21 protein-coding genes are annotated in these 19767 nt (G+C 40.9%); 11 read left to right on the plus strand and 10 right to left on the minus strand.

The features are described 5' to 3' along the window. The first annotated feature begins 3 nt into the window (after positions 1-3). The 6 genes from thiO to thiE are packed head-to-tail and all read left to right on the plus strand — an operon-like array spanning position 4 to position 4612. Positions 4-1137, plus strand: a complete 1134-nt coding sequence (thiO, locus tag NON16_RS14060; protein ID WP_257349924.1) for a glycine oxidase ThiO — start codon at positions 4-6, stop codon at positions 1135-1137. Continuing rightward, positions 1134-1337: a sulfur carrier protein ThiS gene (gene thiS, locus NON16_RS14065; RefSeq protein WP_257349925.1), complete on the plus strand. Its 204-nt coding sequence runs from the start codon at positions 1134-1136 to the stop codon at positions 1335-1337. The genes thiO and thiS overlap by 4 nt, the downstream gene beginning before the upstream one ends. A 1-nt stretch (position 1338) precedes the next feature. After that, positions 1339-2106, plus strand: coding sequence for a thiazole synthase (locus NON16_RS14070; RefSeq protein WP_257349926.1), 768 nt, complete (start codon positions 1339-1341; stop codon positions 2104-2106). Beyond that, positions 2106-3122 carry a thiazole biosynthesis adenylyltransferase ThiF gene (locus NON16_RS14075; protein ID WP_257349927.1) on the plus strand — a complete coding sequence of 339 codons (1017 nt, stop codon included), beginning with the start codon at positions 2106-2108 and terminating at the stop codon, positions 3120-3122. Before NON16_RS14070 ends, NON16_RS14075 begins: the two co-directional genes overlap by 1 nt. A gap of 45 nt (positions 3123-3167) precedes the next feature. After that, complete coding sequence (gene thiD, locus NON16_RS14080) at positions 3168-3974, plus strand: bifunctional hydroxymethylpyrimidine kinase/phosphomethylpyrimidine kinase (RefSeq protein ID WP_257349929.1); 807 nt, start codon at positions 3168-3170, stop codon at positions 3972-3974. Positions 3975-4009: 35 nt separating this feature from the next. After that, entirely contained in the window at positions 4010-4612 is a 603-nt protein-coding gene (thiE, locus tag NON16_RS14085; protein WP_257349992.1) for a thiamine phosphate synthase, read from the plus strand. Between the two features lie 124 nt (positions 4613-4736). On the opposite strand, the gene NON16_RS14090 is transcribed toward thiE, so the two are convergent. The 7 genes from NON16_RS14090 to NON16_RS14120 are packed head-to-tail and all read right to left on the minus strand — an operon-like array spanning position 4737 to position 11409. Continuing rightward, entirely contained in the window at positions 4737-6044 is a 1308-nt protein-coding gene (locus NON16_RS14090; RefSeq protein WP_257349931.1) for a sodium:solute symporter family transporter, read from the minus strand. Positions 6045-6046: 2 nt separating this feature from the next. Then, complete coding sequence (locus tag NON16_RS14095) at positions 6047-6733, minus strand: response regulator transcription factor (protein ID WP_257349934.1); 687 nt, start codon at positions 6731-6733, stop codon at positions 6047-6049. 11 nt (positions 6734-6744) lie between these two features. Beyond that, complete coding sequence (locus NON16_RS14100) at positions 6745-7503, minus strand: sensor histidine kinase (RefSeq protein WP_257349935.1); 759 nt, start codon at positions 7501-7503, stop codon at positions 6745-6747. 54 nt (positions 7504-7557) lie between these two features. Further along, complete coding sequence (locus NON16_RS14105; protein WP_257349937.1) at positions 7558-8547, minus strand: ABC transporter ATP-binding protein; 990 nt, start codon at positions 8545-8547, stop codon at positions 7558-7560. Continuing rightward, positions 8544-9551 carry an ABC transporter ATP-binding protein gene (locus tag NON16_RS14110; RefSeq protein WP_257349939.1) on the minus strand — a complete coding sequence of 336 codons (1008 nt, stop codon included), beginning with the start codon at positions 9549-9551 and terminating at the stop codon, positions 8544-8546. Before NON16_RS14110 ends, NON16_RS14105 begins: the two co-directional genes overlap by 4 nt. A 15-nt stretch (positions 9552-9566) precedes the next feature. Continuing rightward, positions 9567-10487, minus strand: a complete 921-nt coding sequence (locus NON16_RS14115; protein WP_257349940.1) for an ABC transporter permease — start codon at positions 10485-10487, stop codon at positions 9567-9569. A 16-nt stretch (positions 10488-10503) separates the two neighbouring features. Next, entirely contained in the window at positions 10504-11409 is a 906-nt protein-coding gene (locus NON16_RS14120) for an ABC transporter permease (protein ID WP_257349941.1), read from the minus strand. A gap of 208 nt (positions 11410-11617) precedes the next feature. Between NON16_RS14120 and NON16_RS14125 the strand changes: the two genes are divergently transcribed. Genes NON16_RS14125 through NON16_RS14135 form a run of 3 tightly spaced genes read left to right on the plus strand, consistent with a single transcriptional unit; the run spans position 11618 to position 15729 of the window. Next, complete coding sequence (locus NON16_RS14125) at positions 11618-13201, plus strand: glutathione ABC transporter substrate-binding protein (protein WP_257349943.1); 1584 nt, start codon at positions 11618-11620, stop codon at positions 13199-13201. Positions 13202-13257: 56 nt separating this feature from the next. Further along, a complete protein-coding gene (locus NON16_RS14130; RefSeq protein ID WP_257349945.1) occupies positions 13258-14490 on the plus strand; it encodes an amidohydrolase in 1233 nt (410 codons plus the stop codon). 18 nt (positions 14491-14508) lie between these two features. Further along, entirely contained in the window at positions 14509-15729 is a 1221-nt protein-coding gene (locus tag NON16_RS14135; protein WP_257349946.1) for an amidohydrolase, read from the plus strand. Positions 15730-15946: 217 nt separating this feature from the next. On the opposite strand, the gene NON16_RS14140 is transcribed toward NON16_RS14135, so the two are convergent. Genes NON16_RS14140 through NON16_RS14150 form a run of 3 tightly spaced genes read right to left on the minus strand, consistent with a single transcriptional unit; the run spans position 15947 to position 18368 of the window. Continuing rightward, positions 15947-16684, minus strand: coding sequence for an ABC transporter permease (locus tag NON16_RS14140; protein ID WP_257349947.1), 738 nt, complete (start codon positions 16682-16684; stop codon positions 15947-15949). Between the two features lie 28 nt (positions 16685-16712). Next, on the minus strand, positions 16713-17444 hold the full coding sequence (locus NON16_RS14145; RefSeq protein WP_257349948.1) for an ABC transporter permease: 732 nt from the start codon (positions 17442-17444) through the stop codon (positions 16713-16715). After that, the gene (locus tag NON16_RS14150) at positions 17445-18368 is read right to left on the minus strand and encodes an ABC transporter ATP-binding protein (protein ID WP_257349951.1); all 924 of its coding nucleotides are present in this window, start codon (positions 18366-18368) and stop codon (positions 17445-17447) included. Between the two features lie 225 nt (positions 18369-18593). Here NON16_RS14150 and NON16_RS14155 point away from each other — a divergent pair, with 225 nt between their 5' ends. Then, on the plus strand, positions 18594-19295 hold the full coding sequence (locus NON16_RS14155) for a response regulator transcription factor (protein WP_257349953.1): 702 nt from the start codon (positions 18594-18596) through the stop codon (positions 19293-19295). A 286-nt stretch (positions 19296-19581) separates the two neighbouring features. Beyond that, the gene (locus tag NON16_RS14160) at positions 19582-19713 is read left to right on the plus strand and encodes a type A2 lanthipeptide (RefSeq protein ID WP_257349956.1); all 132 of its coding nucleotides are present in this window, start codon (positions 19582-19584) and stop codon (positions 19711-19713) included. The last annotated feature ends 54 nt before the right edge of the window (positions 19714-19767 follow it).

Genomic DNA, 19767 nt, shown 5'->3' on the forward strand with positions numbered 1-19767 from the left:
AGAATGCGAAACCACTTTGATTCGATTATTATTGGAGCAGGAGTCATCGGAAGTTCAATCGCCTACAATCTGGCTAAAAAAGGGCGGACCGTACTCGTTCTCGAAAAGAACCGAGTGGCCAGTAAGGCGTCCAGTGCAGCTGCTGGCATGCTCGGTGCCCAAACTGAACTTGAGCAAGACAGTCCGTTGTTCCAATTGGCAAAAGAGAGTAGACGGCTTTTTCCTGATCTAGCTCTTGAATTAAAAAGCCTAACCGGGATTGATGTTGAGCTCCACCACAACGGTATGCTTAAAATCGCACGCTCTGTCGAAGAAGCTTCAGAGTTTCAGAGACTTATTGACCAACAACAAAAGCTTGGTGAAGATGCCTCTTGGATTGACCCAATTGAATTACACCAAAAGGAACCATTCACCAATAAAGGTCTACATGGTGCGATGCACATTCCGAATGACGGAAATCTATCGGCACCCCATCTATCAAATGCATTTGCCGCGGGTGCTCGTGCAACAGGAGCTATTATCAAAGAATATACCGAGGTTACCGAACTCATTGAAGAGGGTAACCGTATCATCGGCGTTGAGACACATGCTGAAACTTACCATGCAAATAACGTCATTGTAGCTGGCGGAGCATGGAGCAATCGACTTTTAAAAGGAGCGGGAATTGAGCTCAAAACGTATCCGGTAAAAGGGGAGTGCTTCTCAGTCGTCACCGAAGAACCTTTAATAACCTCAACGCTTTTTACAAAGGGATGCTATATCGTTCCGAAAACCGGCGGCCGGCTCATTATTGGAGCAACCGAAAAAGCGCATTCCTTTGATCAAAAGGTCACACTCAATGGCCTTTCGAAACTAATGGACCGGGCCACGCAGATTATCCCTGAGCTTGCGGATTCAGAATGGGATAACGCTTGGGCGGGGATACGGCCGCAAACGAATGACGGCTTACCTTATTTAGGAGAACATCCTGATATGAAAGGGCTGTTCGTTGCAACCGGTCATTACCGAAACGGGATTTTACTTTCACCGATTACTGGAAAATTGATGGCCGATCTTGTCGAGGGTATCCCTTTAAAGAGTGATTGGGCCGAAGCCTTTCATCTCAATCGTGATCAGATAGGAGTTGATCAGCTATGAAATTACACATAAACGGAGATATGGTAGAAGTACCTGATACGATCACGACGGTTTCGGGTCTTCTTGAACACTTTGAACTGAATAATAAAGTCGTCATGGTCGAACGAAACGAAGATATTCTAGATAAGGAAACCCTTTCAGAAACTAAGGTTGAAGATGGGGACAAACTTGAGATTGTACAATTTGTAGGAGGCGGATGATATGTTGAAAATCGGAAACTTTGAATTCACTTCAAGACTTTTACTTGGAACAGGAAAATACCCGGATTTTGATACACAAAAGAAAGCAGTAGAAGTATCAGAAACAGACATTTTAACGTTTACTGTACGTCGGATGAATATTTTTGAGCCGAGCCAACCAAACTTTTTAGAGAAACTTGATCTTGAAAAGTACACCCTTTTACCGAACACAGCTGGTGCGAAAACAGCAGAAGAAGCAGTACGATTCGCAAAACTTGCTAAAGCATCTGGACTTTGTGACATGGTCAAAGTGGAAGTCATTGGTTGTCAAAAGACGTTACTGCCAGACCCAGTTGAAACGTTAAAGGCAACAGAAGAACTCTTAAAAGAAGGATTCACTGTGCTTCCATATACGTCTGATGATGTTTTGCTTGCTAGAAGATTGGAAGAGCTTGGCGCCCATGCGATTATGCCTGGTGCATCCCCGATTGGTTCTGGCCAAGGAATCATTAATCCGTTGAACTTGAGCTTTATTATCGAACAATCCAATGTACCGGTAATCGTCGATGCTGGAATTGGTTCTCCAGCAGATGCAGCGATTGCTATGGAGTTAGGAGCAGACGGTGTTTTACTCAATACAGCAGTGTCAGCAGCAAAGGATCCTGTGAAGATGGCCGAAGCAATGAAACTAGCCATTGAGGCTGGACGTCTCGGATTTGAAGCTGGTCGAATTCCGAAAAAGCGCTATGCGACAGCCAGCAGTCCAGTGGAAGGCTTGAGTATCGGTTAATGGACCGCTACTCTAGACAAACGCTTTTCGCTCCAATCGGTAAAGAAGGCCAGCAAAAGCTTAGGGAAAAGCATGTGCTTATGATTGGGGCTGGAGCACTTGGAACGGGAAATGCTGAGGCACTTGTACGGGCAGGGGTTGGAAAACTTACGATTGCAGACCGCGATTATGTCGAGTGGAGCAATCTTCAGCGCCAGCAGCTTTATAGTGAAGAGGATGCAGAAAACCGGATTCCAAAAGCAATCGCGGCTAAAACACGCCTATCACTAATTAATTCACAGGTTGAAATCGAGGCTCATGTGCTCGATATTACCCCACAGGAGATGGAGCAGCTCGTTAACAATGTTGACCTGATCATAGACGCGACCGACAATTTTGATACGAGGCTAATGATTAATGATATTGCGCAAAAGCACAACATTCCTTGGATTTACGGTGCCTGCGTTAGTAGCTATGGGATTAGCTATACGATTGTCCCTGGGGATACACCTTGCTTGAATTGTTTATTAGAGACGGTTCCTCTCGGTGGTGCGACGTGCGATACAGCAGGGATTATCAGTCCAGCCGTTCAAATGGTTGTTGCATATCAGACGGTTGAGGCTCTGAAAATTTTAGTAGAGGACTGGTCGTCACTTCGACGAAAACTCGTTTCCTTTGATCTCTGGGTAAACCAGCAGACGGCGATTGATATTTCAAAAGCGAAAAAGGAAGATTGTCTTTCTTGTGGTAAGAACCCAACATATCCATTTTTGTCGTATGAAAATCAAACGAAGACAGCGATTTTATGTGGACGTGATACAGTACAAATCCGGCCGTCTGTTTCGCAAACGAGAAACCTAGATCAATTAGAAAAGATGCTTTCCGGGCAAAATGGAACGGTTGAAAAAAATCCATATCTGTTGTCGTTCACAACAGGTGAACAAAGGCTGGTGATCTTTAAAGATGGACGCGTGCTTGTACACGGAACAAAGGACATAACTGAAGCAAAGACGCTTTACCATCGTTATTTAGGATAAATGACATTATGATTTTGGAACAGTATTGATTGGGAGGTGCGCGTTATGACCTATAAAGCATTGACAGTAGCGGGATCGGATTCTGGAGGGGGAGCAGGCATTCAAGCCGATTTGAAAACCTTCCAGGAGCTAGATGTGTACGGAATGTCAGCGATCACCGCACTAACAGCTCAAAATACACTCGGTGTTCAAGGCGTTTATCCGACACCAGTCGAAGGAGTTGTCGAACAGCTAAATTCGATTGCGGTTGATTTAGCACCCAACGCACTGAAAACAGGCATGCTATTTAGTGCTGAGATTATTGAAGCAGTTGCTGATCATGTAAAAAAGCATGAGTGGACAAAGCTGATTGTCGATCCGGTAATGATTGCGAAGGGCGGGGCATCGCTTTTGCAAGAGGAGGCAGTGGTAGCTGTCCGAGAGAAGTTATTACCACTTGCCTACATCGTTACCCCGAATATCCCGGAGGCAGAAGCATTGACAGGTCTTACGATTCAGTCGAATGAAGATCGAGAAGAAGCGGCGATGAAGCTTTACGAATTGGGAGCCGAGAACGTTGTCATTAAAGGCGGACATACCGGGGATGCAGAGTTTGCGGTAGATCTTCTTTATGACGGAAATGAATTCTATAGATTCAAAGGCCCACGAATTGAGACGAAGCATACACATGGAACTGGATGTACATTTGCCGCAGCGATTACAGCAGAGGTTGCGAAGGGAAATTCGGTTCAAGAGGCGATCCAAACAGCAAAGGACTTCATTACATCGGCAATCCAACACGAATTGGGGATCGGATCAGGACATGGACCAACGAACCACTGGGCGTATCGGAAGGCAGGCGTTCAGATTTGAAGCTGAACCGAGAAAATTTAAACGTTTATTTTGTGATGGGCTCTGTCAATTGTAAAAAAGATCCGAAAGAAGTACTAAAGGAAGCACTTGACGGAGGTGTTACGCTCTTTCAATTTCGTGAAAAAGGTACTGGCAGTTTACAAGGTGAGGCTAAGATAAAGCTCGCCAAAGAGTTACAGGGAATTTGCCGATCCTATGGGGTGCCTTTTATTGTCAATGATGACATCGAACTCGCCCTAGAAATTGATGCGGATGGTATTCATGTCGGCCAAGAGGATACACCGATTACCGTGGTTCGAGATCGGCTTGGTTCACGAATGATACTGGGTGTTTCTGCACACGATGTGGATGAAGCGAAGATAGCCGTTGAAGCCGGAGTCGATTACCTTGGAGTCGGACCGATGTATGCGACGAAAACAAAAGCAGATACCCGCTCCGTTCAAGGCCCTCAGATCATTCAGATGATTCGCCAGGAGGGGCTAGCGATTCCGATTGTCGGGATTGGTGGAATCGATCGCATGAATGCTACCACAGTTGTTGAAGCTGGGGCAGACGGGGTTGCCGTGATTTCAGCGATAAGCCAAGCGGATAGTCCAAGAGATGCTGTTGAACAGCTGCGAAAAGTGATTTCTTCCTAGTGTATAAATTAATATTGAAATTTAGCCCACTGTTGCTATCTCTAAATGAAGAGTTAAGTATTAGTGGGCTTTATATTCAGATTATTTATACTTCAGATTATAGGTTTGCTTTTAATATTCTGGTTTAATTGGAGCTAGAATCAATTGATGGACTGAAAAGATACAGGAGGGTTGATAGGACTCCGCTCGTGATGAAGCTAATCCAAATCGCTAGTATGGAAACTCCTGAAAACATCACGATAGTGCCAGCCCCAACTCCAATTAAAATACTATAGGCAAAGAAAGCACTCAACGTTTTCTTTCCAAAGATAATCCATAACATCGGGATGATCATTGCACCGTAAAACTGTCCAAAGAAGAAAATTAAATCTAATAAATTGGGTGTCAAAAAAGAACTAATAATAAATAAAGCTAACGAAATTACGCCCGCAACTAGGTAGGAGAGCTGGTATTTACTACGGTCAGTATACTCCTTATTAATACTCATGATATTCTTTACAATCAATATAGTCGTCGCATGTAACTCCGCTCCAACCGTTGTAGATAATGTACTGAAGCAAAATAAAAAGAATAAGATCACCAAAATTAGGGGTTCAATTTTATAGACAAATTCGAATAATAAGGAGTAGGTATTGTCATAACTTTTATCAAAGATCGAAATAAGTAGCATTGAAAAGAGCGCTAGAGGAATTGTCCCCCATATCAAACCGGTCAACCATAAAGAAGCTCGAACCTTGGTAGGTTGAATAATATGAATACGCTGCCAAGTGGCCCGATCAGTAATGACTTGTCCAAATCCAATTAAAATCGCTGTTATCATAAATAGAAAGGCATCATAGTTTTTCCAATACAAAAGATAAGGGTGATAGAGTCGGACCCCGTCGTAAATTGGGTAGATCCCCTCTTGAATAAAGAAATAAGCAGGTATAAAAATAATGGCAGCAAAAATCAGGGAAATTTTGATAGGTTCAATTTTATGGAGGGAATTCATCCCCCCAACCCCGGCATAAACAAAGCAATAAACGAAAAATATAAAAAGCCCAATAGAAGCAGGTATATCTAAAATAAGGTGAAATAAAATTCCAGCCCCCAGTGCTTGAATAAATAGAGAGTCAAAACTTGTTATTAGTAATAATCCCATCATGATTACATAGGATTGACCTGGAAGACGTTCGTACAAGACATCTCCAATCGTCTCATGTTTCCGAAAACGCTTTTTAATTTTAACTGCTACGAAACTAAATAGAATAAAAGCAACAGATCCCATTAAGGAGTAACCAATGCCTCCTAGCAAACCGTATTTAAATAATGTCTCCGGTGATGATAGAATTGTATTGGCAGTAATCCAGCGTGCGAGCAAGGTTAAAACTCCAAATGAGGCACCTAACGATAATCCTCCTGTCACATACCATTTATAAGATTTGCTGATCACATTTAGACATCCTTCATGCGGAATTCGCGAGGAGTCAATCCAGTTTGCTTTTTAAACAATGAACTGAAATAGTGCTGACTATTAAACCCACATGTTTCCGATACTTGTGAAATATTCATCTTCGGAGACTCTTTAAGCATTCGTTTAGCTTTCTCAATACGATATGTGTTCAAATAACTTGCGAAGTTTGTATTTAACTCTTCATTAAATTTACGGCTCAAATAAGCATTGTTTACATGGATGTCATCTGCAATTTGTCCCAACGTTAGCCGATCACCGAAACGTCTGTGAATCGTTTCTAGTGTTTGGTTGACCATATCAGATAAGTTCGCTTGTTGGAGGTAAGGTTGTATGGCTTCGATGAGTTCACTTTCAATCAAAGGTTTCGTAATGTAATCTTCAACGCCCATTCGTAGTGCTTGATGAGCATATTCGAAAGATTGATATGCGGTAACCATAATAACCTTTATTTGGTAATCATTCTTGAATTGTCTGGCTAGCTCTAAACCTGATTTACCAGGCATTTGAATATCAACCAAAGCAAGTTGAATCGCCACATTCTCCACAATATCAAGAGCCCTTGAGGCATCCTTTGCTTGATAAATGGATCCCAAATTAAAATAAGGTTTTAAAAGGTATTCAAGTTGCTCAAGCTCTAATTGTTCATCATCTACTAAAAGGATATTCATGTAGATCCCTCCTATGTGGACTGTTCTTGGATTGGCCATTCCATTCTAACTAATGTACCAGTTGCCTTTTCAATAAGATACAAGTCGACCTCTTCTTCAGGATAGAGTAGAGAAAGCCTTTCTTTTATATTTTCCAAACCTATTCCTTCTCGTCTTTGTTGAGGGATGGCTTCTGCCTTGTCGTATTCCCCCTTATTATTCCAAACCTCAAGAATCAATTCCTTGTCATAAGAACGGATGTTAATAACCAGTTCAGCAGGTCCTTGATATTTTTCAAATCCGTGCTTAAAGCAATTCTCAACAAATGTTTGGATCGCATAGCTAGGAATTAGTTTGTTATTCAGCTCAGGCTCGACAAACTGTTTTATGTGTAATCGATCCCCAAACCGTAGTTTCTGTATATCTAAATAATAGTTCGTATATTGGAGTTCTTGTCTAATCGTGGTTAGGGATTGATCACTAGTGTATTTGTGTTTGAAAAACTTTGATAAGGTTTCAATTGAACTAATTAAATCTTGTTTTCGATCGAGTCGAGCTAGGCTGCCAATGACATTCAAGGTATTAAAAAAGAAATGAGGTTGAATTTGTTGGCTCAGGACTTCGAAACGACTACGCTGTAATTCTTGTTCGAGAGCTAGCTGAGTGGCCTGATTTTTTAAAGAGTCAATTCGCTTTTCAAATATAAATAAAAATAAAAGTGTAAAAGACCCTAGTAAGGGGGCTAATACACATATCATAATATATATAGAAAGGGTCTCTTGGTTAATCATACTATTAGACTCCGTCCTTCAAGTGATCGCTAACTATATTATACATCAATAATATTAGATTGATAACTTCTCAGCGTAATGACATCCAACCAAGTGACCGTCATCAAGTTCTCTTAATTCTGGTTCTATGTTCCTACAATGATCTGTCGCAAATGGGCAACGCGTGTGAAAGCGGCATCCGGATGGAGGATTAATCGGAGAAGGTACGTCTCCAGTTATTTCAATCTCTTTCCGGGCTACATCTAAATCAGGAACCGGAATAGCCGACAGTAACGCCTTGGTATATGGGTGAGAAGGTTTATTAAATAACGAATGCTTATCGGCGATCTCTACAATCTTACCAAGATACATAACCATAATGCGATCTGAGATGTGACGTACAACACTTAAATCGTGTGAAATAAATACATAGGTCATGTTGAATTGTTTCTGAAGCTTCTTAAGCAAGTTCAATACTTGCGCTTGGATTGATACATCAAGCGCGGATACTGCTTCATCACAAATAATCATTTTCGGATTAACAGACAAGGCTCTAGCAATCCCGATACGCTGACGTTGCCCCCCGCTAAACTCGTGTGGTAAACGCTCCAATGAATCTGGAGGTAGGCCAACAAGTGTCATTAGTTCGAGCATCCGGCCCTCGCGGTCCGATTTTGGAAGGACGTCTTGGATTTTCATCGATTCATTTAGCATTTGGCGGATGGTTCTCCTTGGATTAAGGGAGGCAAAAGGGTCCTGGAAAATGACTTGGATATCCCCACGTACATCTTTTAATTCTCGGCGTGACAACTTAGCTAAATCACGTCCTTGAAAATGAATTTCTCCTTCTGTTGGGTCATCCAGTCTAAGGATGGCACGGCCGGTTGTAGACTTGCCACAACCAGATTCTCCGACAATACTTAACGTTGTCCCTTCCTCAACTCCAAAAGAAATGTCATCAACGGCTTTGACATACTGTTTCTTCTGAAAAGGTGATTCTTTTTTCATAGAAAAGTATTGTTTTAGATGTTTTACTTCGAGTAAGGGTTTCGTTGCGGCCTTCATACAGAGCTCATTCCTTTCGTTAATTCCTTTTCCTCCTGATAAAATAGGCAACGAACCTGATACGAGTGGTCGGAGCTCATTTTAAGATCTGGATGGATTTGGTGACAAGAATCCTCGGCGATTGGACAACGGTCGGTAAATTTACATCCTTGGTGTTCTTTGAAAGGGCTAGGGATGCTCCCCTCCATAGCCTGTAGTTCCTCTTGATCTTCATAAAGCTTCGGTAATGATTGGAGGAGCCCTTTCGTGTAAGGGTGCTTTGGATGACGAAATAACTCTTCGGTCGTGGAATATTCTACAATTTCCCCAGCATACATGACAGCTACCCTGTCACACGTTTCAGCTACAACACCAAGGTCGTGAGTAATGAAGATAATGCCCATTTTGAGCTTCTTCTGCAAGTTTTTCATTAATTTTAAAATTTGCGATTGAATCGTTACGTCAAGTGCTGTTGTTGGCTCATCGGCGATCAATACCTCAGGGTTGCAGGCGAGAGCCATCGCGATCATCACACGTTGACGCATTCCGCCACTTAGTTGAAACGGCTCCTGTTTTGCGCGCTTTTCTGGTGAAGGTATCCCAACGAGTTTGAGCATCTCAATACTCTTTTGAAAGGCTTGCTTTCGATTTAATCCCTGGTGTTCACGAATGGTCTCAGCAATTTGTTCCCCAACTGAAATGACAGGATTTAGCGATGTCATCGGCTCTTGAAAAATCATTGAAATTTGGTTGCCACGAATATTCCGCATTTGCTTTTCAGACTTGCCAACCAATTCCTCATTATTTAATCGAACCGATCCTTCTACAATTTTTCCAGGATCCGGGACAAGTTGTAGAACCGATAAAGATGTCATGCTTTTCCCGCAACCGGATTCTCCGACGATTCCGAGCGTTTCTCCTTTATGAAGAGTTAAATCAATGCCATCGACAACTTTTCCAATACCCCTCTTCGTATGGAAATAAGTCTTCAGTTGATTTATTTCAAGAACTTTCTCTTGTGCCATGTGTAATCCCTCCTATTAATTTAAGTCAATTCGACGGTTAAAGAAGCGGTACAAAATATCAACGAACAAGTTAACAATCACGAATACCAGAGATGCGACAAGTATTCCACCTTGAACCATTGGAATATCACGCATTCGAATGGATTCAACAATTAGCCGTCCTAATCCATTGATGGCAAAGACCGATTCAATCAAAACGGTACCACCAAGTAGGGCACCAAATTGGAGTCCAACAACCGTAATTACAGGAATTAATGCATTTCGTAATGCGTGCTTGTATATGACGAGGTACCCTCTAATCCCTTTGGCCCTTGCTGTTCGAATGTAGTCTTGTCTTACAACTTCGAGCATACTCGAGCGAGTCATTCGGGCAACAATTGCCGCCCCACTTGCACCAAGCGTAAACGCTGGTAGAATCATGTGTTTAACACTATCCCATCCGGAAACTGGAAACCATTGTAACTCGACAGAAAAGATGTACATTAAAATCAAGCCAAGCCAAAAACTAGGAAAGGAAATTCCTAAAAGCGCGACAACCATAACGCTCATATCTGAAACCGAGTAGGGACGAACTGCTGAAATAATACCAGCAGTCATTCCAAGAATGATTGTAATTAAAGTACTATAAAAAGCGAGCTCAACTGAAATGGGAAGTCGTGTTGTGATTTCATTAATAACAGGCTGGTGACTTTTAGCAGAAATACCAAGATCCCCTTGAAAAAGTCCTGCTATAGAATCGAAGTACTGTACATAGAGCGGTCGATCTAAACCAAGATTATGTCGAAGGTTTTCAATCGTTTCTTTTGAAGCCCCTTCACCCGCAAGAACTTGAGCTGAATCACCTGGGACCATTTGCATTATTAAAAAGACAACTAAGGTAATTCCGAAAATGACTGGAATCGTTTGAGCCAATCGTTTGGTTATAAAAGCAAGCATAAAATATTCCTCCTCATTATGATTTCATTCTTGGATCTAGTGCATCACGTAGACCATCACCAAACAGGTTACACCCCATGACAAGCAGCGCGATTGTCAACCCAGGGAAAATAGCCATATATGGTGCGCTGAAAATAAAATCTCGCCCATTTGAAAGCATTGCACCCCATTCTGGTGAAGGGGGCTGTGCGCCAAGTCCGAGAAAGGATAACCCTGCAGCGGAAAGAATTGCCGTTGCCAAGCGTAACGTCCCTTGGACAATTAATGGAGACAAAATATTAGGTAAAATATGCAAAAAAATGATTGTCCCATCATTAGCACCAAGGGAGCGGATGGCGTCGACATATTCTAGTTTCCGCACTTCCATCGTTGAACCACGTGCGATTCGAGCAAATAATGGTACGGAAAACACCCCTACAGCTACTGTTACATTGAAGAGGCTCGGGCCTAGGGCACTAATAATAGCAAGAGCTAATAAAATACCGGGAAACGCGAGCATAATATCAAGAACTCGGCTGATGACCGAGTCAATCCATCCACCATAATAACCCGCGGCCATACCCATAATGACACCAAAGATAGCCCCGAATAATACTGCGACAACACCTACCCCCATCGACAAACGCGATCCATATAAGATACGACTTAAAATATCTCTGCCTTTGTCGTCGGTACCCATCCAATGTTCTAAAGATGGCGCTTGAAGTTTATTTGCTAAATCAATAGCAAACGGATCGTAAGGTGCAAGGAATGGGGCAAATAGTGCGATCACTATATAAAATAGAACAATTAATCCCCCAACTAACGCGGCCTTATTCCGAACCATTCTGTTAATAAATGCTTCTATTCTTTCAATTCGTTGTTGCTTCCGAAGCTTATCGAAGGATATTGCTTCTTGCTGCGTCTTCAATTGTGCTTCCATATTGAGTCCTCCTCGTATCAATTTTGGCTATGCTGTGTAACTAAGAATAGAAGAGTTTTTATAGTAAAGTAAATGCTATTATTCTAAATTGTCAAAATATTTTAAAAGTAGGTAAAAATCTTACAAAAAAAAGAAACCATTATCTCTTATAATGCTTGTAAGAGTTACCATAGCAAACACAAATACAAAAGAAAGGGATGATTGATTTATGACAATAGTAAAACGTTTAGTAAGCGGGAAATCATATCTAACTCTTGTAACCATCATAATTACCGTTATGATTCTTCAAGCTTGCTCGACAGGTGGTGGTGAAAAAGAGGCGAATGAAGGTTCACAAGATACTGGGAATGCAGGAGGCACATTGAAAATTGCCATCCAAGCGGATGCAACAAATCTTGATCCACATTTTATTACCAATATTCCTTCTGCCAATATTATTTATCAGAAGGTGTATGAGACACTGGTTGCCTTTAATAAAGATATGGAAATCGTTCCGAAATTAGCGAAAGAGTGGAAACAGATAGACGAAACGACTTGGCAATTTAAACTAAATGAAGGAATTACTTTCCATGATGGAACTCCATTTAACGCGGAGGCTGTAAAGGCCACATTCGACCGTTTACTTGATCCAGCTACAGAATCACCACAGCGAGATAAGTTAAGTATGATCGAAGAAGTGAAAGTAATTGATGATACGACGGTTCAGTTACTTCTTGATGAACCATACGCTCCCCTTCTATCAATTTTGGCGAGCAACGAAGGAAGCATCCTCAGTCCAAAGGTGATTACCGAGGATCCAGAATCGTTGGCCGGCAACCCTGTGGGAACCGGTCCGTTTGTGTTCGAATCTTGGAATTCAGGACAGGATATTACGCTTGTTAAAAACGAAGATTACTGGGGGAAAAAACCGAAAATAGATAAGGTTGTTTTCGAAGTAATTCCTGAAGCGGCTACACGACTTGCCATGATTGAAACTGGAGAAGCACACATTACCGACCAGGTGCCAGTTTCTGAAATTGAGCGGATTAATAAGTCAGATACATTGAACATGTACCGGACTGATGGGTTAGCAGTTGAATACATCGGTTTTAATACTCAGAAGACTCCATTAGATAATGTTGAGCTACGTAAAGCCATTAGCCATGCGATTGAACGAGAGGCAATTATAAAAGGTATATATAATAATGTTGGCACACTAGCTAACTCAGCGATGAGTCCTAAGGTTTTCGGATATAGTGAAAATATTGAGCCCTACGAGTATAACATCAATAAGGCGAAGGATTTAATGAAAGAAGCAGGATTTGAGGACGGCGTTAGTCTAACACTGATCACAAGCGATCGTAAAGAAAGAGTTAGTATGGCGGAGGTTATTAAGTCACAGCTTAAAGGCATTGGGGTAGATATTGAAATCCAAGTGCTTGAGTACGGTGCCTATATCTCGGCTGTAGATAGTGGGGATCACGATATGTTCATCGGTGGATGGGGAAATGCAACAGGTGATGGTGATTATAACCAGTACAACTTGTTCCATTCCGATTCCCATGGATCACCAGGGAATCATTTCTATTACACAAATAAAAAAGTCGACCAAATAATTGAGGCTGCCCGTCGTGAAACAAGCCCAGACAAGCGTAAAGAATTGTATGAGAAAGCGATGCAAATCGAAATGGAAGAAGCGGTTTACATTCCGATTCGGAATTATGAACATTTAGCCGTGTACAATAACAATGTAGATGGATTCTGGTTAAGTCCTGCCAGTTATCTTATGATCAACAATGCTACGGTAAAATAGGAAGAAACAATGGAGGGGAGTTGGTCTTCCCTTCTTATTAAAGGAGGAATGTTTTCGTGCAAAGCTTACTAATTAAGAATGCCCGATTAGAAACAAGTTTTGAGAAACAAGACGGAGTAGTAATTAAAACGAATACCGAATCAAAAGACATCCTTATTAAAGAAGGTATTATTGCGGCTATAAGCGATTCCATTGAATTACAGGATGGGGTCACTATTCTTGAAGCGGATGGCCAGCTATTAATGCCAGCATTCCGCGAAATGCATATCCACATTGATAAAACTTACTTCAGCGGTCCCTGGAAAGCATGTAAACCAATCACTAATGGTATTTTTACTAGAATAGAAGAGGAACAGAAGCTATTACCGAAACAGTTAGCTGTAGCGGAGGAAAGAGCGGATCGAATGGTACAGCATTTATTGGCTCAGGGCCATACCCACATTAGAACCCACTGTAATATCGATCCTACGATTGGTTTGAAAAATTTAGAGGTCACTGTTAACGTCCTTGAACGCTATAAAAATCAATTGACCTATGAAATTGTTGCCTTTCCTCAACATGGATTGCTCCGTAGTCAGGTAGAGGGATTAATGCGTGAAGCAATGCGTTCAGGAGCAACCCTAGTTGGAGGTGTTGATCCCGCAACAGTTGACCGGAATATTGATAAATCGTTAGAAACGATGGTCGATATTGCTGTTGAAGCAGGGGCTGGGATAGACATACATTTACATGATCCCGATTCTCTCGGCGCGTTTACATTTAATAAGCTAGCTGGTTTAACGGAGCAAGCAGGTCTTGAAGGTAGGGTAACGATTAGTCATGCAATTGCGCTAGGTGATTTATCAGGTGAAGATTTAAACGAAACGATTGAGAACCTCAAGTCTGCGCGAATTGATGTTGCCTCAACAATTCCAATTAATCGTCCAACGATTCCTGTTCTTACATTAGATCAGGCTGGTATTCCTGTCTCTGTGGGGCATGATAGTTTAACCGATCATTGGAGTCCTTTTGGAACGGGGAATACAATCGAAAAGCTGAGTATTTTGGCAGAGCGCTTTCGACTTATCGAGGAACAATCGTTAAATCAAGTATGGAAGTTTGCTAGTGGAGGTATTACCCCATTAAATGAGTCTGGAGAACAAGTATGGCCAAAGGTTGGCGATAAGTCTGATATGTTGCTTGTCGATGCCAGTTGCTCGGCGGAAGCCGTGGCCCGCAGAAAGTCGGTTACGCACACTATTCACAAAGGGAAAAAGATTGAAACGAATCTAGATGCGGTTCGAGCATAAATAGGGGGTTTTTTATCAATGGTAGCAACATGGATTCAAAATGTAAAATTGGAAACAGGTAGCTTTACTGATGAAGAGGGATACGGTTATACAAAAACAGGTATTTTTCATTTGAAAGTTGATGATGGGAAGATTGTCGATCAGATCGATGAGCATTCTTCTATACCTGACACTGATAGTAAGAAGCTGGATGCCAAAGGGCTATTAGCGATTCCTACGTTCAAAGAAATGCATAATCACCTAGATAAAACGTATATGAGTTTAGGGTGGAAGGCGTGTAAACCGGTTCGGAGTTTAAAAGAACGTCTACACTATGAGGCCGAGGAGCTTGCAATGCTTGCTCCCACAACAGAACAACGTGCGAAAAAGATGATTGAAACTCTTTTATCTCATGGAAGTACTCATATCCGTACCCATGTGAACATCGATCCTTACATAGGGTTGAGAAACCTTGAAGGGGTTCTTGCAGCATTAGAGGATTATGAGGGGGTTATAACTGCAGATGTAATTGCTTTTCCACAACACGGTTTGCTAAGAGATGAGGTTCCTCAGTTAATGAAGGAAGCCATGCGATCTGGAGCAACGATGGTCGGTGGACTAGATCCCGCAGGTATCGATCAGTCGATTGAAAAGTCTCTATATATGACAATGGACATTGCAACAGAATTCGATGCTGATGTGGATATTCATCTCCATGATGGGGGTCATATGGGATGGTATACGATTGATAAGTGGCTGGATATAAACGGAGATGCGGGTTGGCAAGGACGGAGCGCGATCAGCCATGCGTTTTGTATTGGCGAGGTCTCGGAAGCACGTGCTCGTCAGCTTGCCAATCGTTTAGCTGAACAAAAAGTGGCGATTATGTCCACGATACCTTTAACCAAATCGCTCCCTCCAGTACAATTACTAGACCAGCTTGGCGTTGACATACATTTTGGCTGTGATGGATTTTTTGATTCATGGAGTCCACATGGAACAGGTGATGTGTTGGAAAAAGTGACTAAGTTTAGTGAAATTGCAGGTTTTAAAGATGAACTTCAATTGCGTAAAGCATTGAAGTGGGCTACAAGAGGAATTACTCCATTGAACGATGATGGGGAAAAGCAATGGCCAAAAACAGAAGACCCAGCTGATTTTGTATTTGTAGATGCGGCTTCTTCTGCAGAATTGGTAGCTCGGAAGCCTGATCGAAAAGCAGTCATGGTCAGTGGTAATGTCGTTTATGGAGGCCTATAGGTAGATAGATGGCAACTTCAGCATCTAGTTGCGAGAAAACGTCCCCACTGGCCGTTTGTAGCTATGATGGGTGCTGAACGAGTTCGAATCGGGAACTAGACGGGGTGCCTCATCTGTACAAGGTTCTTTACAGGTAAGGCACCCTTTACTTAATCAATAATATTAGCCTACACGAGAAGTAATCACGGTAACATACTCTCTAATTGACAGGGAATAATTAAACTTCCTGACGGCGGAATAAAGTATATCCAATGATCCATAAACACATGAAAGCGATTATGGAAACACTTAACGAATAAGGAATGGTTAGATTACGCATCCCTTCTGAATTGGGCATTAATGTAAGAGAAGGCAGGGACCAAAAATAGTATTTGCCGTATGCACTATTTGTAATGACAACGCTTGTTATTGAAGCAGCTAAACTAATCCCAACTGGTATGCCAATATTCGAAAATCGTATACTTAATAGCATTTGTAGGGCTAGAATTGGCAAGCATGTCGCCCAGCATATAAGAGAATTAATAGCCATTGCTTTTAAAGGAATGTCTCCTACGTTAACGATGTTTGCAGCGATTATCGTTCCTAGATATAAGATCAACATTGAAATGCCAACCAATAAAATATGAATGATTGTTTTGGCCAAGTAAATGGCTTTAAGGTTTAGTGGCAAGGTAAATAAATGCTTCCAGTTGTTTTCAGAATGTTCGATTCGTGCTAGCCATACAGCCATTACGGCGATTGACAATGGCAAAAGTAACAAGCCATAGAAGGTGACAATCTGCCCTAGTAGCTTTTGCCATGGGACAGCATCGCCTTGTAAAAACACATCCTGATAACGGACAAAGTTATATGCACCAAAGACTACCATAAGTAAGGGTGCCACACACATGAGTAACCATACATACGAACGTTTTAACTTTAGAAACTCCATTTTCAATACATTAATAAAATCCATGGTTATATCAACCTCATTTCTCCTTTATCTATATATCCCGACGTGCGAATTCTCGAAAACCAGCCAACAAACATAGAAGTCCTACCAATAATGATTGAAACATGTACCATGAGATATTGATGTTTTCATTTAATCGAATCGGTAGTACTAAATACGGATAGACCCAGGGAAGCCAACGAGTAAAGGCAGACTGTAGCAAAAAGATAGCAGACACTGTTCCGCAGATCGCAACGGCAAGAGGAATTCCAGGGTTATTAAAGCGAATACTGAGCCAAAACTGGATCATTAGAACTGCGAATGCCCCTATGAGAGCGGCACTCAACGTTTGGAGTAACTGTGTAATAGGAATCTCGCCTGGAAGGTTTAAAATAATTGAACTGATTACCATACCACCGCCAAGGATTATGGAACTGATGATTAAAAAAAGAACGACTAATGCCATTTTTGCGAAATAGACTTCTCCCCGTTTAATAGGGAGAACTAATAGGTATTTCCAGTTATTATCTGAGTTCTCTGTCATAATTAACATACTTGACAGTAATGCAGAGAGAACTGGAAGGATGAGAACGGCCCAAATGACGGAATGTTGTTCAATAAAGACCGTCCACGGAATATCTCCTTCCTTTACAACACTGGAGTAGCGTATACGAAAATTAGCATATTGCAAAAGTAGGATCAGTAAGGGAGCCATGAGTACGGGAAAAACAACCCAATTGTTTTTAAGCTTCATCCATTCTGCTGTTAATACGTGACGAAACAATTATAAAGCCCCCTCTCTTCCAGTTAGATCGAGAAAGATTTCCTCTAGTGTTTGAACCTTTTCAACCAAATGAGAGACTTCAAAACCGTTACTGACTAACTTTGTATTAATGGAATAAACAGGACCATCAAAGTTTTCGACAAACAACATGTCTCCCTTGATTTGTGCATGGACTTGTTGTTGCATAAGGATCTCTTTTGCCTTCGCAGGTTGGTTCACTTTAATCTCCACTAGGGGTTTATTATCACCTTTCAGTTCCTCCAATGTCCCATGAAACTTCAATTTACCCGATTGTATAATACCTACGTGTGAGGCAACCATCTCGATTTCAGCTAAATTATGGCTTGATATTAATACAGTAATACCGAAATCTCTTGGCATACGTTTAATTAATTGACGAATTTCATGAATACCACTTGGATCAAGGCCGTTTGTTGGCTCATCCAGTATTAATAACTCGGGGGAACCAAGTAATGCTAAAGCAATGCCTAACCTTTGTTTCATCCCTAACGAGTATTGCTTTACTTTCTTATCGGACACTTCTGTTAGGCGCACGATCTCAAGAACTTCATCAATTCTCTGTTTTGTAACGCCTAAAATTTCACTGGATATCTTTAAATTCTCGTAGCCTGTTAAATTACGATAGTAGGAAGGTGCTTCAACCAATGCTCCTACTTTTCTTAAAATGTCTAAGCGGTTGTTATTAAAAGATTTGTCAAATAGTTTCACCTCTCCTTTAGTTGGTTTCATAAGACCTAGTAACATTCGAATAGTTGTTGTCTTTCCAGCGCCATTTGGACCCAAAAATCCAAAAATTTGTCCGCGATTAATTTGCAAGTCCACGTTATCAACAGAAGTCTGTTCTCCAAACTGTTTTGTTAGGCCATTTGTAGAAATTAATACTTCGTTCGAACTAGTGATCATACATTACCCCACCTTATATTGTTTCAAAGAGGAAAAAGGAGAATAGTCCCATTTAATACATATATAAGCCTAATGCCCCTTTGAATAAATAATCTATAAATTTAGTATAAGAGTTGGAAATTATTAGTTCCATTGAATAACCTTTCATTTCACTTACAGATTTGTAAGTATTTAAAATGTTCGAGTTATGTGTAAAACGATTAAGACATCTAAGGTGGGATAAATATGTTTAGAATTTTGATTGTAGAAGATGACCCAAAACTTGCTATCTTATTGGAAAACTACATTCAGAAGTATGACTTTGAAACATTTTCAATAAAGGATTTTGGAGCGGTACTTGAAGATTTTAAGCGATTTTCACCCCATTTAGTACTAATGGACATTAACTTGCCAAAATTTGATGGGTACTATTGGTGTGGGCATATCCGAGACATTTCAACGTGTCCTATTTTGTTCATCTCTGCGCGTAATGGGAGGATGGAGCAGGTGATGGCTATGGAAAAAGGTGCTGATGATTTTATAACAAAGCCCTTTGATTATGAAATCATATTAGCAAAGATCAAAAGCCAACTAAGACGAACTTATGGTAGCTACGCAAGTAACCATTACAAAAGTAAACAACTATTTAATGGATTAACTCTAGATGTTGACAGGCTATTGTTATATCTTGGTGCGAGAAAGATTGAGTTGAATCATACAGAAGCGAAGATTTTAGATAAATTGATACGTAAAGCAGAATGCGTGGTAAGTCGTGAGCAACTTCTTGAAAGTATATGGGATGACGAAGTTTTTGTAGATGATAATACTTTAAATGTCTATATGACAAGGGTGAGGAAAAAGCTTTCAAAACTTCATATTCACGACGCACTTATCACGGAACGCGGAAAGGGGTATCGACTTATTTCTAACTGGGAAAGGGAGGGATAAATTCTATTATTAAGTAATTTTAACTTACAAATTACATGAATGTAAGACAAGTGTAAGTTTAATCAATTATTGACTTTCCTTCTTCAAGTTAAAATAAAAGGTATACCGAAGGGGATACATATTTAAAGGGTAAAGTAAATTACATAACCATTACATAACCTTACATTAAAGTAAATTTATAGATTATATGTATAAATGTGGTTGTAAAATGAAAAAGGGTAGTCTATAGTAAAAATTGTTAGGAGCCATGGTTGCTAAAAAATATGAAACTTAGGGAGGAATTAAAATGGAAGATTTGAAAAATGTAGTAGTATCCATTACTGACGAGGAATTGCAAGAGGCTTCAGGTGCTGACGGTTGTGGATGGTCTTGCACAGTCACTGATGACTGCCCTAATAGTGTTTTTGTCTGCTGCTAATTTTGAAAAACAAAATGCATGACCAATTAAGGCAAGGAGGATAATTAATCATCC

The sequence above is a fragment of the Pseudalkalibacillus decolorationis genome, assembly GCF_024609785.1.
Classification (GTDB): domain Bacteria; phylum Bacillota; class Bacilli; order Bacillales; family Fictibacillaceae; genus Pseudalkalibacillus; species Pseudalkalibacillus decolorationis.

Bases quoted from the DNA above. Each gene is read 5' to 3' on its own strand.
- thiO (WP_257349924.1), top strand. From the start codon at position 4: ATGCGAAACCACTTTGATTCGATTATTATTGGAGCAGGAGTCATCGGA.
- thiS (WP_257349925.1), top strand. From the start codon at position 1,134: ATGAAATTACACATAAACGGAGATATGGTAGAAGTACCTGATACGATC.
- NON16_RS14070 (WP_257349926.1), top strand. From the start codon at position 1,339: ATGTTGAAAATCGGAAACTTTGAATTCACTTCAAGACTTTTACTTGGA.
- NON16_RS14075 (WP_257349927.1), top strand. From the start codon at position 2,106: ATGGACCGCTACTCTAGACAAACGCTTTTCGCTCCAATCGGTAAAGAA.
- thiD (WP_257349929.1), top strand. From the start codon at position 3,168: ATGACCTATAAAGCATTGACAGTAGCGGGATCGGATTCTGGAGGGGGA.
- thiE (WP_257349992.1), top strand. From the start codon at position 4,010: ATGGGCTCTGTCAATTGTAAAAAAGATCCGAAAGAAGTACTAAAGGAA.
- NON16_RS14095 (WP_257349934.1), bottom strand. From the start codon at position 6,733: ATGAATATCCTTTTAGTAGATGATGAACAATTAGAGCTTGAGCAACTT.
- NON16_RS14100 (WP_257349935.1), bottom strand. From the start codon at position 7,503: ATGATTAACCAAGAGACCCTTTCTATATATATTATGATATGTGTATTA.
- NON16_RS14105 (WP_257349937.1), bottom strand. From the start codon at position 8,547: ATGAAGGCCGCAACGAAACCCTTACTCGAAGTAAAACATCTAAAACAA.
- NON16_RS14110 (WP_257349939.1), bottom strand. From the start codon at position 9,551: ATGGCACAAGAGAAAGTTCTTGAAATAAATCAACTGAAGACTTATTTC.
- NON16_RS14115 (WP_257349940.1), bottom strand. From the start codon at position 10,487: ATGCTTGCTTTTATAACCAAACGATTGGCTCAAACGATTCCAGTCATT.
- NON16_RS14120 (WP_257349941.1), bottom strand. From the start codon at position 11,409: ATGGAAGCACAATTGAAGACGCAGCAAGAAGCAATATCCTTCGATAAG.
- NON16_RS14125 (WP_257349943.1), top strand. From the start codon at position 11,618: ATGACAATAGTAAAACGTTTAGTAAGCGGGAAATCATATCTAACTCTT.
- NON16_RS14135 (WP_257349946.1), top strand. From the start codon at position 14,509: ATGGTAGCAACATGGATTCAAAATGTAAAATTGGAAACAGGTAGCTTT.
- NON16_RS14140 (WP_257349947.1), bottom strand. From the start codon at position 16,684: ATGGATTTTATTAATGTATTGAAAATGGAGTTTCTAAAGTTAAAACGT.
- NON16_RS14150 (WP_257349951.1), bottom strand. From the start codon at position 18,368: ATGATCACTAGTTCGAACGAAGTATTAATTTCTACAAATGGCCTAACA.
- NON16_RS14155 (WP_257349953.1), top strand. From the start codon at position 18,594: ATGTTTAGAATTTTGATTGTAGAAGATGACCCAAAACTTGCTATCTTA.
- NON16_RS14160 (WP_257349956.1), top strand. From the start codon at position 19,582: ATGGAAGATTTGAAAAATGTAGTAGTATCCATTACTGACGAGGAATTG.